The sequence below is a fragment of the Coleofasciculus sp. A1-SPW-01 genome, from assembly GCF_040217205.1.
Lineage (GTDB): Bacteria > Cyanobacteriota > Cyanobacteriia > Cyanobacteriales > Coleofasciculaceae > Coleofasciculus > Coleofasciculus chthonoplastes_A.
The window spans coordinates 26976-43461 of the sequence record NZ_JAVJNP010000083.1 but is presented as its reverse complement, the minus strand read 5'-3'; the positions used below and the strand labels follow the sequence as shown (position 1 = coordinate 43461).

General features: G+C 46.3%; 9 protein-coding genes. 5 read left to right on the top strand and 4 right to left on the bottom strand.

Translation table 11 applies throughout. The features are described 5' to 3' along the window. Positions 1-85 precede the first annotated feature (85 nt). Positions 86-2305: a type I DNA topoisomerase gene (topA, locus tag RH949_RS12605; protein WP_446353508.1), complete on the bottom strand. Its 2220-nt coding sequence runs from the start codon at positions 2303-2305 to the stop codon at positions 86-88. Positions 2306-2421: 116 nt separating this feature from the next. On the opposite strand from topA, the gene RH949_RS12600 reads away from it, so the two are divergent. Next, positions 2422-3243, top strand: coding sequence for a DUF4231 domain-containing protein (locus tag RH949_RS12600; RefSeq protein WP_006101774.1), 822 nt, complete (start codon positions 2422-2424; stop codon positions 3241-3243). Here the strand turns inward: RH949_RS12600 and RH949_RS12595 are convergent, their stop codons facing one another. Then, complete coding sequence (locus tag RH949_RS12595) at positions 3244-3408, bottom strand: hypothetical protein (protein WP_446353506.1); 165 nt, start codon at positions 3406-3408, stop codon at positions 3244-3246. A 220-nt stretch (positions 3409-3628) separates the two neighbouring features. Here RH949_RS12595 and RH949_RS12590 point away from each other — a divergent pair, with 220 nt between their 5' ends. Next, positions 3629-4243: a Uma2 family endonuclease gene (locus tag RH949_RS12590; RefSeq protein WP_044207643.1), complete on the top strand. Its 615-nt coding sequence runs from the start codon at positions 3629-3631 to the stop codon at positions 4241-4243. A 497-nt stretch (positions 4244-4740) separates the two neighbouring features. On the opposite strand, the gene bchD is transcribed toward RH949_RS12590, so the two are convergent. Next, positions 4741-6777 (bottom strand): magnesium chelatase ATPase subunit D, encoded by a 2037-nt coding sequence (bchD, locus tag RH949_RS12585; protein ID WP_446353504.1) that lies wholly within the window; start codon positions 6775-6777, stop codon positions 4741-4743. Positions 6778-6979: 202 nt separating this feature from the next. Here bchD and RH949_RS12580 point away from each other — a divergent pair, with 202 nt between their 5' ends. Then, positions 6980-8329, top strand: a complete 1350-nt coding sequence (locus RH949_RS12580; RefSeq protein ID WP_446353502.1) for an aromatic ring-hydroxylating dioxygenase subunit alpha — start codon at positions 6980-6982, stop codon at positions 8327-8329. A gap of 188 nt (positions 8330-8517) precedes the next feature. Here RH949_RS12580 and RH949_RS12575 read toward each other — a convergent pair whose 3' ends face one another. Beyond that, positions 8518-9771 (bottom strand): sensor histidine kinase, encoded by a 1254-nt coding sequence (locus RH949_RS12575; RefSeq protein ID WP_446353500.1) that lies wholly within the window; start codon positions 9769-9771, stop codon positions 8518-8520. A gap of 156 nt (positions 9772-9927) precedes the next feature. Between RH949_RS12575 and RH949_RS12570 the strand changes: the two genes are divergently transcribed. Both RH949_RS12570 and RH949_RS12565 read left to right on the top strand, forming a co-directional pair. Beyond that, the gene (locus tag RH949_RS12570) at positions 9928-10980 is read left to right on the top strand and encodes a YihY/virulence factor BrkB family protein (RefSeq protein ID WP_044207736.1); all 1053 of its coding nucleotides are present in this window, start codon (positions 9928-9930) and stop codon (positions 10978-10980) included. A 136-nt stretch (positions 10981-11116) separates the two neighbouring features. After that, positions 11117-16093 (top strand): PAS domain S-box protein, encoded by a 4977-nt coding sequence (locus RH949_RS12565; protein ID WP_446353498.1) that lies wholly within the window; start codon positions 11117-11119, stop codon positions 16091-16093. The last annotated feature ends 393 nt before the right edge of the window (positions 16094-16486 follow it).

Below are 16486 nucleotides of genomic sequence, written 5' to 3'. Positions count from 1 at the left end.
CCTCTGCTCAACTGTTATGACAATTCCGCAATCGTCACAATCCCTTCTCCTCCTAGCCAGCAACATAGCCATCACCCATCACCCATCACCCTTTCACCTCGCCAAGCTTGGGACTCCAAAACGTCCCCCTTTTCGTCCAAAAATAAGCCACATTTTTACATTTCCCCTGGCGAGACTTGGGATTCGCGCAACGTAGCATCTTCTTCGTTTGACCCTCTTTCTCATATTCATACAACTCCAACGGCTTCCCACACTTGGGACAAATATATTCCGTTAAGTTAGCTGGTTTGGCTGGTTTGGCTGATTTGGCTGGCTTGGCGGGTTTGGCGGTTACAGGACGATCCGAACGCGGTAACTCATACTCCCCAGCCTTAGCATTCCAAAACATGACCGCCCCACATCCCCCCTCACGATTATCACAACTGAGGAAATGATCCGCTTTTAGCTTCTTAGAGGTAGAAAATACCTTAGTCATCCGATGCTGACATTTAGGACAGGAATAATCCGTGAGTTCGGTTCTCGGACGCCGTTTCGATTCACCCTTCGGGGTAGACTGAGTTTGACTGGCTATTTCTGGAACTTGGGAAAATGCCGAGTTGAGCGCCGGAGCAAAATAATCCCGATTCCACCCGGTTAAATAACACTCCCAATCCAATTTCCCAGACGCGATCGCATCTAAATCCGATTCCATCTTAGCGGTAAACTCTGGCTGAATTAGGTCGGGTAATACCTGTGCCAAAAATGCATCTAGTTCCATCCCCAGTTGGGTTGGCTGTAATTTCCCTTTGCTTAACTGAACATAATTACGCGCTTTCAAGGTTTTAATCGTTGGCGCATAGGTGCTAGGACGACCAATTCCCGAACGTTCCATCGCCTGCACCAGTTTTGGTTCGCTGTAGCGGGGGGGTGGCTGCGTCTGTTTCTTATCCGCACCTGCGTTATCTAAGGTAAGCGGTTGTCCTGGCTGTACCCGTGGTAATTGGGAATCGGCGGCAATATTATGCCAATAGCGAGTATAACCTGGTACAAGTAAAACCTGTCCCCTGGCTTCCCAAAATACATCCCCCGATTGGGTGACAATCCGAGTTTTGGACAATTGAGCTTGACAACATTGAGTGGCGATCGCGCGATTCCAAATTAAATCATACAGTTTTGCCTCATCCCTGGTTAGTTGAACCGATAATTGTTCCGGTGTGCGTTCAACATGAGTCGGACGAATCGCTTCATGGGCTTCTTGCGCCCCGGATTTCGAGCGATGGGCGGCTACTCTAGCGGGTACATTATCCGGGTCATGCTGTAAAAGCCACTGTTTCGCCGCCTGACAAAACTCTGGAGACAACGCCACCGAATCCGTCCGCATGTAGGTAATATGTCCCGCTTCATAGAGACTTTGGGCAATTTTCATCGTCACTTCTGGATTCAGCTTGAGTTTTGCACCAGCAGATTGCTGAAGCGTAGAAGTTATAAATGCGGCGGGGGGAGATTGCTTAACCGTTTTTCCCTCGACTGTGACAACATAATGAGCATGAGTTCGTGCGATCGCAACGAGTTGATCCGCGTCTTCCTGAGAGAGTACCCGTGTCCCTTCTGATACTGGAGTCTCCTCACCTGCATCATCGGGTTGAGTCTTATTTTTATCCCTCGAATTCCGCCGTTGCGTCGTTTGCGGATAAGTTCGACCCGCATAAACAGCTTTAAATCCCTCCTGATACTCAACCCAGACGACCCAATAATCCTGGGGTTTAAATGCCAAAATCTCTTGTTCTCGCTTCACCAGTAGATGCAGTGTCGCACTCTGCACCCGTCCCATGGACTTGCAGCCGTTATTTAAACGCCAGACTAATCGACTCCCCTTATATCCCACCAACTTATCCAAACAATCCCTAGCGCGTCCGGCGGCGACTAAATTAGAATCAAGGGTTTTCGGATGTGCGATCGCGCGATCGACGGCGGCTTTGGTAATCTCGGTATAGGTCACTCGTAACGGATTCTTTAATCGCAAAGCCTGGGTCAAATGCCAGCCAATCGTTTCCCCTTCTCTATCGGGATCAGTCCCCAGGTAAATGCGGTCAGCTTGGCGAATCGCACCGCGCAACTCCGATAAGATTTTCTTAGCTTGACTACTCCGGGGAACATAGCGACAGTGGATGTGGGAACCATCCAAATCAAACCCCAGAGAATCTTCACCATCATCGGCTAATTCCCGAACGTGACCCATACTGGCTTTAACTGTCCAGCCAGCACCGAGAATGGATTTAAGTTTTTTGACCTTACCGCCTGATTCGATAATTAATAGATTCGCCATGGCTTTTGGCAGGAGATGAAGACTTATAGCAGTACAAGTTTTTTGGGTTGACTGAGTTGATTCCAGCGTGAAATAATATCTAGTTAAAACGATGGACAATCATCAACTCCAATATTATGACCACTCTCAACAATACTAATCCATCTGATCCGTCTCAGGCAGGAGAAAAGGGTTCACTCTTACCCAGTGTGCCGATTCCCTGGATCAAGATTGGACAATACCTGTTCCTCGCGGCGTTAATTGGTACAAGCATCATTAGCTTTGTTGTTGACAATAAAGCAAGTATCGTTATCTGGATAGCTGTTTTAGTTTCATTTTTTGTTTTCCTTGTCTTGCTCGATAAACAGTTAGCTCAAGCAGCAAGTCGTCAAATTCAGCTTGATGTTGCCAAACGAGCGGAAATTTATCAATATCTCGTTGATGAACAGCAACAACCGGGTAACAATCCCATAACGGTAGCCAGAGAAAATGCTTTGCAGTATTGCCAAGAACTGATTGAAGACTATAAACAAAGTCGCCAGACTTCGAGAAATATCTATTATACATTCCAAATGGCAACGATTGTCTTTTCTGGGATTACACCAATTCTGGTTTTGGTTGATAAGTTAGATATTGGTGTGGTTTGGTTTAAGTGGTTACCTGTTATCTTTCCAGCGGTCGCTTCTATTGTTGCCAGTGTGGTAACGTCATTTCCTTTTCAAGAAAATTGGATTTCGGCAAATACGGCAGTTGAACTGTTAGAAGCAGAACGAGAAAAATTCATATTGGGAGTAACTCAGGCGTATCGTTGCTATGATATAGCCGATGAATCCCAACGTAAGAAAAAGCTGAAACAGGCAATCGAGAATTTCATTAATCAGGTGAATACGATTCATCTGAAGCAGGTTCAAGAAGCCTCGGAAACTGGGCAAAAGCAAGAGGAGAAGGAAACCGACTGATCAGACTTCGCGCCAGTTAATTGTATCTGATGTCCGTAATCCGTAATTGGTGCGATCGCACGATTGCTGAATGTCTTGGTTGGAGGTGATGCGGAAAGAGTCGCCCAAGTAGCAAGTAGTGGCGTGGCACACCTTAATTGGTGGATTAGAATTGTAGGGGCGCATAGCGTGCGCCCAATTTCACCGCCAAATCTATTTCACAATTTTAGCTGTGTCAGTCCGCCATCGTGCGTTAGCTCGGCAATAATTTAGGGGAAACTCCAATGAATTGTGTTCCCCGCGTAACGCACCAACACAAATGGATAATATAAATAATCACGTTTTAAATCAGAAACTGGGTTTTTAACTGCCTAGATCGCTAATCTCTATGACAGGAAAGGTCAAAATGGTACAGACACCAGCAAAACCGGAAACCGAAACTCTGTTACTTGAGTTACCAAAAACCATGAAGCTATATGTCACTCCAGAACAGTTTACAGCCCTAGCAGAGTGCAATAGAGAATTACACCTGGAGAGAACGGCAAAAGGGGAATTAATTGTGAATCCACCCACAGGTTGGCGAACTGGCAAACGGAATTGGAGTATTTCTGGAGAGTTGTATATATGGTGGCGGAATGCAGATGAACCGGGCGAGGCGTTTGATTCCTCAACGGCTTTCATTTTACCCAATGGTGCTACTCGTGCCCCGGATGCTTGTTGGATTAGTCAAGAAAGTTGGGATGCACTTACTGATGAACAAAAGGGAACCTTTGCTAATATTTGCCCGGATTTTGTGGTGGAGTTACGATCGCAGTCGGATACTCTGAAGTCGCTGCAAGAGAAAATGCAGGAATATATGGATAATGGAGCTAAACTGGGTTGGTTAATCGATCCCCAAAATAGAACAGTAGAAGTTTATCGAGTCGGTTTAACAGTAGAAATATTATCAAATCCGGCTGAGTTATCCGGTGAGGAAATCTTACCGGGTTTTGTGTTGGATTTGTGTCGGGTGTGGGGTTAGTAATATGGGGTAAGGGCACGGCAATGCCCATCCCTGTCAACTTAAGCTCAACCCCTCTCCCCCAGCTGACAGGTGTAGGTTTTTTACCTTAGGGTGGGGACAAGACTTGGAGGACAAGGAAGGAAAGAAGACAAGGGGGGAAAACCGTACAGAATTTGGTTCGGTCAAGCTAACGGGAAAAAGCCGAAACGCCCTATTTTTCGTTCTCACTCTTCCTTGTCTACGGTCGCTGAGCGAAGTCGAAGTGATGGTCTACCTGTCTTCCAAGTCTAGCCTAAACCCCCATCTTAAAAAACCTACCCTTGTGAGGGAGAGGGGAGCGGGGAGAGGGTTCCCCTTCTCCCCACGGACCGGAGTTGGGGTTAGGGGATGAGGGGGGAAATGTCGAGCAGTAGATAGACACAGCTTAAAACCTTACCAGCATTGATTTTCTACCTTAAGTTGACACCAATGGGCAATGCCGTGCCCCTACATGATGATGCTCCCCGATCGCACAATTACCCGGATTTCATATCCGCGATCGCATTCTTCGTCATTGAGGCAATAGCTTTATCCGTGGCTTTGGGTAAATGGTAATATTTCCCCCCGGCTTGCTTGGCTAATTCCTTGGCAAACCCTGTGGAGACAAACTTGTTTTCAGTATCAATCACCAATAACTGAATCCCCATTGCCCGAATTCTTGCGGCTATCTCCAATAATTCCCCTTTAATATCCGGCTTTTCGCCTTCGGGTATGGGTTCACCCAGAGAACGGGCTAAGGGAATATTCCCTCGTCCATCGGTAATCGCCACAATCACGATTTGACCGATATCTCCTGACATTTTGGCATTCGTACCGACGCGCACCGCCTGGGTTAATCCATGTGCCAAGGGGGAACCGCCACCACAGGGTAACCGATCTAATCGCCCCCGTGCCAAGGCGATGGAACGAGTAGGCGGTAACAACACCTCAGCCTGTTCGCCGCGAAAGGGAATTAGGGATACTTGGTCACGATTTTGATAGGCTTCAGTGAGTAGTTGCATTACCGCACCCTTCGCCGATTGCATCCGGTTGAGTGCCATGGAACCCGACGCATCTACGAGAAATACTACCAACGCCCCAGCTTTCCGGGCGAGGCGTTTGGAACGCATATCTCCCGATTCGACGATAACTTTGCGATTCGGCTGGCGTTCCCGACGGGCTTTCTGATAGGGTGCAGCCGCCCGTAATGTGGCATCAACGGCGATGCGTTTGACGGCACCTTTGGGTAACATCGGCTTGACATAGCGCCCCCGATCCTCGGAGAAGATAATGCTGCGCGTTCCCGATTTTCCTTGTCGTTGCGCCATTTGAGCAAAGTAGAGAACACTGGGGTCGAGAACTACGCCCTCGGTATCAAAGACGAATTCTTCGGGGATGCTGGGAGGTTCTTGTTCTGGTTCTTGTTCCGGTTCCTCTTGGTTGTCCTCTTCTTCCTCCTGCTGATCCTCCGGTTCATCTTGATCTTGAGATGACTCATCCTGGGGCGGTGGGGGTGGAGGGGGTGGCGGCGGTTCCTCTGGTGGGGTCTGGACGATGGTAGAACGGGGGACAATCACCAATTCCACGGCGCGTTTCAAATCGTCAGCACTGATGGTTTGACGCCCATCTAGGGCGGCTGAGGCTTTGGCAACCCGCACGGCAAAGAGTTCCGCCCGATGCCCTTGAACGCCACCGCGCAGGGCTTCTTCAACCAAATAGGCGATTTGAGCGGATGTAATTTGCACGTCTTTGAGCCATTCCCGTGCCAGAATGATCTCGGTTTTCAGGTTATCGATGTCTTCGTTATATTGACCGAGAAAGGCTTGAGGTGAAGTCGTGTAGGCGATCGCTTGTTCTACGGCTTGCACTCGTTGATCCAGTGCCAATACCCCATCAGCAGAGAGGGTTATGGCAATTCTATCCAGTAAATGCTCTCGTAGGGGTCCTTCATCGGGGTTATAGGTGGCGATTAATAAAGGTTTGCAGGGATGCTGAAAACTCATCCCCTCCCGTTCAACTTGGTTGCGCCCGTCGGTGAGAACGCTTAACAGTTGGTTAGCGATTTGGTCATCGAGGAGGTTGATTTCATCAATATATAACACCCCCCGATGTGCCTGTGCCAAGAGTCCAGGTTGAAATACAGGTTCCCCTTGTTGGACTGATTTCTCCACATCCACGGAACCCAAGAGGCGATCTTCAGTTGTCCCCAGGGGGATTTGTACAAAGGGCGCGGGGATAATTTCCGTCTCCACGGTATCAGGTTCAACGCCTTGGGCTAAAAGCTGGTCATCCCATTCTTGAGGATAGCGGGGATGACAATTAGAAATGGAACCCTTGACCACTTCAATGGGGGGTAACAAGACGTGAAGGGCGCGTGCCATCACGGATTTGGCTGTTCCCCGTCGTCCCGCGATCGCGACTCCTCCTAATCCGGGGTCAACCGCCGCCAACAGCAGCGCTAATTTAATCGCTTCTTGCCCCACGACAGCCGTTAGGGGAAAATTGGTTGCTGGGGCAGAGTTCAGCACAGGCATAAGGCACGCATCAGACTATCAGTTCTTCAGCATACCTTGTCCTGGAGTGGTTTGGACGGTTAGCGGAAAAATCTCAATGAGGGAGATGGTGTTGTAGGGGTTTGGTCTCCAAACCCCATTTCTTATGTAGGGCGAGCTGGGGGAGCTATCCTTGTATAATATTCATCCACACGCCAAGTAACAATTCGTTTTAGTCTTAACTATGACCGTTGCTCCTCATAAACCTGACTCAGCCCAATCAACGAATCCCCTATCTGAACCAGAACTTGAATCGGAATTTAACTGGAGAAATTGTTGGTATCCTATCTGTTTCCGCCAAGATTTTGCCAAAGATCGCCCCTATGGTTTTTCGTTGTATGATGAACCGTTCGTTATATTCAAACACCAAGAGGAACTGATCTGTTTAACCGATCGCTGTCCTCATCGTGCGGCTAAACTATCCGATGGACAGCTTATTGACGGTAAACTGGAGTGCTTGTACCACGGATGGCAATTTGGTCATGAGGGTCAATGTCTGCATATTCCCCAGTTATCGGCTGATGGGACAATACCTGTGAATGCTAACGTGCGATCGCATAAAGTTGTCGAACGCCAAGGACTGATTTGGATTTGGCCCGGTGCGGCTGAATTGGCGGATGAACAAGCGATTCCCACCATTCCGCAATTGGATCAGCCCGGATTTGTCCATTCTGACAAACTCACGGAAGTGCCTTGTGATATCAGCTATGTGCTTGAACACATGTTAGATCCAGCACATATTCATATTACCCATCATGGGAATCAGGGCGATCGCGCCAAAGCTCAACCCTTGGAAATGGAAATCCTGGAGAGTTCCGTAAACGGGTTTCGGGGTCAATCGCGGAATACAAGAGAACCCAACTCAACCTGGATTAAGTTTGATTTTATTGCTCCGAGTTTAGCTCATTTTTACTTTTCTATTCCTGATAAAGACTGGTTCTTTGGGCAGGCATTTTACCTATTCCCCTTGAGCAAAGGAAGATGTCGAATTTTATCACGAACCTATCGCAATTTTGTCACTCAACCCGTGAAGCTGATGCCCAGATGGTGGACTCATCTAAAACAGAATAAAATTCTGGCTCAGGATATTTCCATACTATTAGGACAACAACATGAAGTTGAACGGTTAGGAGAACCTGTGAAACAGGTTTATTCCCCTATTCCAACCTGTGACACGTTTGCTATGGAATATCGCAAATGGCTGGATCGGGTTGGGGCGTCTTTGCCCTATTATCGCGGTTATTTAACCTCGAAAGATAGGGAAAATGAATCTGAAGGTCAGTTGAATACAATGTCAGTGAAGCCGTTATTTTGGCATACTGAACTTTGTCACTCTTGTAACCGAGCCTATCAGATCTCGCAGCGGGTGGAACAATTGGGTGTAGGAGTGGCGATTGTTTTCGCAGCGTTGGCAATTTTGGCGGATGATTCGGGGCTGCAAATAGGAGCCGTTTTGTTGGCAGTTGCAGTAGTAATTGTCGCCGTTGTCGCCAATAAAATCAAGCATCGCTTGAAAGCGTATTCAGTAGGTTAATGGCAATGATTTTCACTAGATTAAATTCTGCAAACACCCCTCAACAAACATCTGGTTTCCCCCTTTTTAAGGGGGACGGAAGGGGGATCTAATAGGGGGACGGAAGGGGGATCTAATAGGGGGACTTTGATCTACAGCGCCAAGCGCTGTAATGCTCCCATTCGTTAACTTTTATTGTGCCTACAGACTTAACCATTACTGTTTTCGTTAACGGGGGTTACATTCACTGATGTTCTCTCAGGGGTTTGAACGGCTAACGGTAAAGTCACCTTAAACGTTGAGCCAACATTAACCTGAGAGTCAAGCTGAATTTCTCCTTGCAAAAGTTGCACCAGCCGCCCAACAATCGCCAGCCCCAATCCGGTACTATCCGGTAAACGTTTAGCACGGGAACTGCCGCGAAAATACGGGTCAAAAACTTTAGCTTGGTCTTCTGGAGCAATACCAATCCCGGTATCGGTAATCACGATCACAAAATGCTCAAAATGATCATTTTGATTAGGTTGATTATTACACTCAACTAGGCAGGTGATGGTAATGCTTCCTGTTTCCGTGTAACGAATCGCATTACTGACCAAATTGGTGATAATCTGTTCGAGTCGCAAGGGATCAGTCGTGACTTGCTTCGGCGCTAGTTCGTAATCTACGGTTATTGTCAGGTCTTTTTCACTGGCTGAGGGTGTTAACGTATCGACCACATTGTCGATCAACGTGCAGACATCAATTACCTCTGGCTGCAATGTTACCTGTCCCGCCTCATGACGAGAGACTTCTAACGCATCGTTGATCAGGTGTAAAATTTGTCGCCCATTTCTGAGTACCCGCTCAATGTGATCCAGACTGATAACAGTGTCTTGGGTGTTATGTTGACGTAGAAATAGATCAGAGGATAGGAGAATTGACTGTAGCGGATTTTTCAAATCATGGGCTAAATGGGCTAAATTATCTCGATGAGTGTCCACTAAGCGGGTCAGTTCGTGATTGGTGAGGTTGACTTGACTTTGCAGTTTTTCTAACTCCTGTAATCGTTCTTCAGTATAACTGTTGAAACAACGACCAATCACTTCATCTAGTGCCATATCGATGATTCGGGTAGCTTGCAAAATCTGAGCGGTTGAACCTTGCAATAGATCCGATTCTAAATGAGCAAAGATAATCTGGCGCAGAATTCGATATTCTCGGGCAACTTCGCTGGGATCGTAGCCTTGTTTGGCTCGGATTACCCCATGTTCTAAACTTTTCTCGACAATTGTTTGATGTGCGCCGTTTTCTGAGTCAGAAAGGATTTTGGCGATCGCCCGCAGCACTGAGGGTAAACCATCTAGCACCGCCTTATAGGTGAGTTCACGGCTACTCTCCAGTTGCCCGTCTTGGCGAACGACTTCCACCCAGTTGTTGACGATAGAGTCTAGTTTCTTGAGTAACTCTTGACTGAAATCCATGATTGAGCAGAGCGCTTGGGAATGTGAGAAGAGAGGGAGGATAGCATCTAGTATAAGGCTAAAATTATAACTTTAGAGGGTTGCGCTGCAACGCTTAAAATTTTATAAATGGTGAAAACAATGTGATATCGAAAATCCTGCGTGGAGTGGTTGGTGATGAATTTTAAGGTTGTTGGAGAACTATTTAAGGAAACGATTCAAGAATGGCAAGAGGATAAAGCGTCACGGTTAGCCGCCGCCTTAGCCTATTACACGGTGTTTTCCTTGGCACCGTTGTTGATTATCGCGATCGCGATCGCGGGTTCGATTTTTGGTCCGGAAGCCGCACGAGGGGAGATTGTCGAGCAAATTCAAGGGCTAGTTGGCACTGAGGGGGCTAAGGTAATTGAAACGGCGATTCAAAATGCGAATCGACCAAATGTTAGCAGTATTGCCTCAATTATCAGTATTGTCGTGCTGCTGTTTGGTGCATCGGGAGTCTTCGCTCAACTGCAAGATGCTTTGAATACCGTTTGGGGAGTACAACCGAAACCTGGACGACCGGTTAAAGGTTTTTTACAGAAACGGTTATTGTCTTTTTCGGTTGTGCTAGGGATTGGCTTTTTACTCTTAGTGTCTCTGATTGTCAGTGCAGCGTTAGCGGCGTTGAGTAATTATGCTAATGATTTACTTTTTGGAGTAGGATTCCTCTGGTCACTGTTAAATTGGGTGCTTTCCCTGGGTGTAATTACGCTATTGTTTGCGATGATGTACAAGTTTTTACCGGATGTTAAAATTAGCTGGAGTGATGTCTGGATTGGTGCGAGTATTACTGCCATACTTTTCACGATTGGTAAGTCTTTAATTGGCATGTATTTAGGGCGAGGAAGTTTTGCCTCAACATACGGCGCAGCGGGGTCATTAGTAATTTTTCTGGCTTGGGTTTACTATTCCGCCCAAATTCTGTTTATCGGTGCAGAATTTACCCAAGTTTATGCCCGTAAGTTTGGCTCAAGCATTGTTCCCGACAAACATGCGATTCAACTGACTGAATCAGATCGGGCAAAGCAAGGAATTGCTCATACCGAAGCCCTCAAAAAAGCTGCTGGAGATTCAGAGGATTCGGAAAAATCACCTAAGGAAAAACAGTCAGGTAATGTAGGGGCTAAAGCGTTGAAAACCTACCATGATGCCGCCAGGAAAATGGGGTTAGACAAAAAACAGAAATAGGATTAAAGTTGAAGACGAGACGAGAACCCCGACTTCTTAAAGAAGTCGGGGTTCTGAATCGCAAATAAATAGGCTAAGAAACGCGGCGACGCTATAATTAAGACCAAGACTTGCCTCAAAAAACAGCGCAACTGCAATGAATCAAGGATTCAACCACGCCAATCGAGACCAAGCCGTATTAATTGCCCAACTCCAAGAGAGTGAACATCGCCTCAAACAAATTCTTGATGCTGTACCTGTGGGTATTTTTGTGTCAGAAGCTGATGGGAAACCTGACTATGTAAATCAAATCGGTAAGCAAATTTTGGGTCAAGGGGGGGTTGAGTCAGTGACGGCGGATCAATTCATTGAAACCTATCGGATTTATCAGGCGGGAACCGATGAATTTTATCCCCGGAATCGCCATCCCCTATGGCAAGCGTTACAAGGGAAACGGGTACGAGTTGATGATATGGAAATCCGTCACCGCGATCGCACAATTTCCCTCGAAGCTTGGGGCGCCCCTATCTATGATTGTCAGGGAACTCTGACTCATGCGATCGCGGCGTTTGTTGATATCAGTGAACGTCAGCCGCCTGAGCAGATTCTAGCCGATTATAATCAGAAATTAGAGCAACAGGTGGCGGAACAAACCGAAGAATTACGCCATAGCCAAGCCCGAAATCAGGCGCTACTGGCGGCGATTCCGGATATGATTTTCTGTTCCCAGGCGGATGGTACGTTTATCGATTTTAAACCCGCACCGACTATCCCCTCATTCGCCCAAGCCCAGGATTTTTTAGGCAAAAAACCGGAAGATGTTTTCCCCCTAGACATAGCCCAGAAAATTAGGGCGGCTTATCAGGAAAGCTTGGTATCGGGTGAAGTGCAACAACTCGACTATCAACTCCAGATCAAGAATCAATGGCGGGATTATGAAGCCCGTATTGTTCCCTGTAGTAACCAGGAGATCCTTTCTATCATCCGCGATATTAGCGATCGCAAACAAGCGGAAGCCCAAATTGCCTTTCAAGCCTCTCTACTGGATCAAGTCAGTAACGCTGTGATTGCCACCGATTTAGCTGGAACCATTATCTACACCAATCAATTTGCTCAGCGTATCTATCAACTCAATCCCGAAACCATACTCGGTCAATCCATTCTTGATGTTACCGTACTCCCCCAAGATAAAGCCCTGGCGCAGGAAATTTTAGCGGGTGTACAAGAAAACGGTTATTGGGAGGGGGAATTTACCGTTCAACGCCAAGATGGTAGCACGTTTCCAGTTTATGCCACGAATACCCTAATTCGAGATCACCAAGGAAATCCCATCGGCTATGTGGGTGTCAGTATTGATAGTAGCGCTCAAAAACAAGCCGAGGAACAACTGCGCCAAAGTAAACATTTTATTGAACAAATTGCAGCGGCTTCACCCTATTGCTTATATATTTATGATCTGATTGAAAATCGGAATATCTACAGCAACCAAGAAATTACCACAATTCTGGGTTATACACCCGAACAAATTCAAGCCATGGGCGAAACGTTTATCTCCAGCTTGTTGCACCCCGATGATGTCACTATCGCCTCAGAACAGTTACAAAAGCTGGCGACGGCGGCGGATGGAGAAATTTTAGAGATAGAGTACCGGATGCAGGATTCCCACGGGAAATGGCATACCTTATTTGGTCGAGAAACGGTATTCGCTAGAACCTCAGATGGTACTGTTAAGCAGGTGATTGGTACGGTAATTGATATCAGCGATCGCAAGCAAGCAGAAATTGAATTACGCAACAGTGAACAACTGTACCGTACCATGGCAAAACATTTCCCCAATGGGGCAATTTTCTTGTTTGATCATAATTTACGTTATTTGGTTGCCGATGGTCAAAGTTTAGGCAAGTCAGGTTCAGGATATAGTCGGAATGTATTAGAAGGACAAACAATTTGGGAGGCTTTATCGGAACCAGAATGTGCGCTGGTTGAACCGCTGTATCGTGATGCTTTGGCGGGGATAGAAAAAACCCTGGAAATACCCTATCGCCATTGCATTCATCTGGTACAAACTCGGGCAGTGCAAAATGATGCTGGAGAAATTATGGCGGGTATGGTTGTCGTTCAGGATATCACCGAACGTAAGCAAGCCGAGGAATCCCTCAGAGAACGAGAAACCTTTTTACGCAGTATCTATGACGGGATTGAAACGGCTGTTTTTATCGTGGATGTTCTCGAAAATGGCGAATTCTGTTATGTTAGTATTAATCCCACCCATGAACGGATGTCTGGTCTTCTCTCCTCAGAACTAAGCGGTAAGACTCCGCAAGAAGCATTAACTCCAGAAACGGCACAGGCAGTGTCTCAACGGTATCATGCCTGTGTTGCAGCGGGAGAACGAATGAGCTATGAAGAATGCCTACAGATTCAGGGAAAAGAAACCTGGTGGATTACCAATTTAACCCCTCTGCGGGATAGCAACTCGCGAATTTATCGACTGATTGGTACTAGCTTTAATATTAGCGATCGCAAACAGGTTGAGAAAACCTTACAGTTGCAAGCCGCCGCCATGTCAGCCGCTACCGATGGGATTGCAATTTTGAATCAGCGGGGAGAGTATGTCTGTCTTAACCAGGCGCACGCCCAAATCTTTGGTTATGATAGTGCTGCCCAACTCCTAGGTCAAAATTGGCAGACGCTGTACGATATTAGCGAATATCAACGGCTGCTGGCGGAATCTATACCCTTATTGTTAGAGCAGGGATATTGCCGCACCGAAGCTCAAGGTTTACGCCGTGATGGTAGCACATTTCCCCATGAAGTCTCGGTTACATTATTACCCGGAGGAGAAAGAATTGGCATTGTTCGCGATATTACTGAACGCAAACAAGCCGAAGCTGCACTACGAGAAAGTCAGCATTTTGTGCAACGAATTGCTGAAGCCTCTCCCAATCTTTTATATATTTTTGACCTGAATGAACAACGCAATATCTACGCCAACCGGGAAATGGCAGTGTTTCTAGGCTATACTACAGAACAAATTCAAGCTATGGGTGCAAATGTTCTGCCAACTCTGATTCATCCAGAGGATTTAGCCCGATTACCTGCCTATTTTCAACAAGTCCAAAACGCGGCGGATGGAGAAATCTTTGAAATCGAGTACCGCGTCAGAGATGCCAATGGAGAATGGCGCACACTTTTGGGTCGAGAAACTCCCTTTGCTAGAACTGCTGACGGTAGGGTTAACCAGCTTCTCGGTACCGCTACAGACATCACCGAACGCCAACAGATGGAAGCCGCCTTACAAGAGAGTGAACAGCGCTATGAGTTAGCTACTCGTGCGGCAAAGGTAGGGGTTTGGGAATGGAATCTAGAGACGAATAAATTTTATATTGACCCCATAATTAAGGCAATTCTCGGTTACGATGAGACAGAAATTGCTAATAACTTTAACGATTGGATTATCTTAATTCATCCCGATGATCAGTCCACGTTCCTAACCGCAACCCAGGCACATTTAGCCGGAGAAACCTCAGAGTACCGGGTTGAACATCGGATAATGCACAAAGACGGTTCAATTCGTTGGATTGTCGTCCGGGGACAAGCCATCCGAGATGCCCAAGGGAAGGGTATCCGCATGATTGGCACGAATACCGATATTACCGAACGCAAGTTAGCTGAAATTGCCTTACAAGAGGCAAAAGAAGCCGCCGATGCCGCGAATCGGGCAAAAAGTACATTCCTGGCAAATATGAGTCATGAATTGCGAAGTCCTCTAAATGCCATTTTGGGATTTGCTCAACTGATGAGTAATAGTGTCACTCTTCCCCAGCAATACCAAGACAATCTACGGATTATTCACCATAGTGGAGAACATTTACTGACGCTAATTAACCAAGTTTTAGATTTATCCAAAATTGAGGCTGGACGTATTACGTTGAATGAAACTACGTTTAACCTGCATCATCTTTTGGGTGAAGTTGAAGATATGTTTCGACTCAAAGTAAATGAGAAAGGGTTACAATTACGGTTTAACTGGGCGGCGGATGTTCCTGCCACAATCCAAACTGATGAAATTAAGTTACGTCAAGTCTTAATTAATCTCGTGAGTAATGCGGTTAAATTTACCTCAGCCGGTAGTGTGGTTGTGACGGTTACTCAACAACGGACAAATGACGACGGACGAATGACGCTTTATTTTGAAATTAAAGATACCGGATGCGGTATTGCGGCGGATGAATTAGAGAGTATTTTTGAAGCGTTTGTGCAAAGCCAAAGCGGAGTTCAATCCCAGAGTGGAACGGGTTTAGGATTGCCGATTACGCGCAAGTTTATCCAACTGATGGGTGGGGAAATCAGAGTTGAAAGCCAAGTTAGCCAGGGAACAACCTTTACGTTTGATATTCAGGCAAAGGAAACCCAGGTGACTTCTAGCACACCTCAAACGACTTCACGTCGCGTCATTGCCCTTGCCCCAAATCAACCCCACTATCGAATTTTGATTGTGGATGATCAAGGGGAAAACCGTCAACTATTAATGCAATTGCTGAATCCCTTGGGGTTTGAACTCCAAGCGGCGAGTAATGGTGAAGAGGCGATTGAGATTTGGCAGAATTGGCAACCTGATTTAATTTTAATGGATTTGCGAATGCCGAGAATGGATGGCTACGCTGTTACCCAACACATTCGACAGTGTAGAGACGTAGCATGCTACGTCTCTACATCCCCAATCATCATTGCCCTAAGTGCTAGTGTAATAGAAGAAGAACGGTTAAAAGCCTTAGAGGTGGGTTGCGCGGATTTCATTGCCAAACCGTTTCACGAATCTGATTTGTTTGCAGCCATAAACCAACATCTGGGAATCAGCTTTATCTATGATGAACCAGAAGAAACGCCTATGCCAACGGAGACTGTTGTCTTAACATCGGATGATTTGGCTATGTTTCCTACTGATTGGTTAGCCTCGTTGCACCAAGCTACCCTTGAGGGAGATTTTGAGGAGATGTTAAGCTTGATCAATAAAATCCAGGATCAGGATAAAACCTTAGCCAAGACTCTAACCTACTTGGCTCATGATTTTCAGTTTGAACGATTACTCGATATTACTGAACCTTGGGTAAGTAAGGAGTCTGAATCATGAAATGATAACGAAATGTGAAACCCTGATCTCGTCTAAATCAGTCGTGAACAAATTCTAACCTAATAAGTGGGTAGACACAATTAAAGTTAACGGTTGAGATTAGGGAACAGGGAACAGTAAGGGTTTGAGGGCGATTTACAAAACTTTATGCATTCCCCTTTTCTTTTGTCCAACGACTTACCTTGACTGAGCGACATGTTATATAGTTGGTCTATTTGAATTGTATAACTCAATTATTTTGTTTATCCCTTGGCGACTTTTTCCTTGCTCAAACTCTTACTTAAGACGAATGGCACTGACTTTAGAGTTTGTAGTAAGCGCTTTAGCGCTTCTGGCACTAAAGTGCCTACTACGAACCCAGCTTAAGTCAGTGACATTCTACTTAAGACGAAT

Coding starts and splice junctions, on each gene's coding strand:
- topA (WP_446353508.1), bottom strand. CDS start 2,305: ATGGCGAATCTATTAATTATCGAATCAGGCGGTAAGGTCAAAAAACTT.
- RH949_RS12600 (WP_006101774.1), top strand. CDS start 2,422: ATGACCACTCTCAACAATACTAATCCATCTGATCCGTCTCAGGCAGGA.
- RH949_RS12595 (WP_446353506.1), bottom strand. CDS start 3,408: ATGCGCCCCTACAATTCTAATCCACCAATTAAGGTGTGCCACGCCACT.
- RH949_RS12590 (WP_044207643.1), top strand. CDS start 3,629: ATGGTACAGACACCAGCAAAACCGGAAACCGAAACTCTGTTACTTGAG.
- bchD (WP_446353504.1), bottom strand. CDS start 6,777: ATGCCTGTGCTGAACTCTGCCCCAGCAACCAATTTTCCCCTAACGGCT.
- RH949_RS12580 (WP_446353502.1), top strand. CDS start 6,980: ATGACCGTTGCTCCTCATAAACCTGACTCAGCCCAATCAACGAATCCC.
- RH949_RS12575 (WP_446353500.1), bottom strand. CDS start 9,771: ATGGATTTCAGTCAAGAGTTACTCAAGAAACTAGACTCTATCGTCAAC.
- RH949_RS12570 (WP_044207736.1), top strand. CDS start 9,928: ATGAATTTTAAGGTTGTTGGAGAACTATTTAAGGAAACGATTCAAGAA.
- RH949_RS12565 (WP_446353498.1), top strand. CDS start 11,117: ATGAATCAAGGATTCAACCACGCCAATCGAGACCAAGCCGTATTAATT.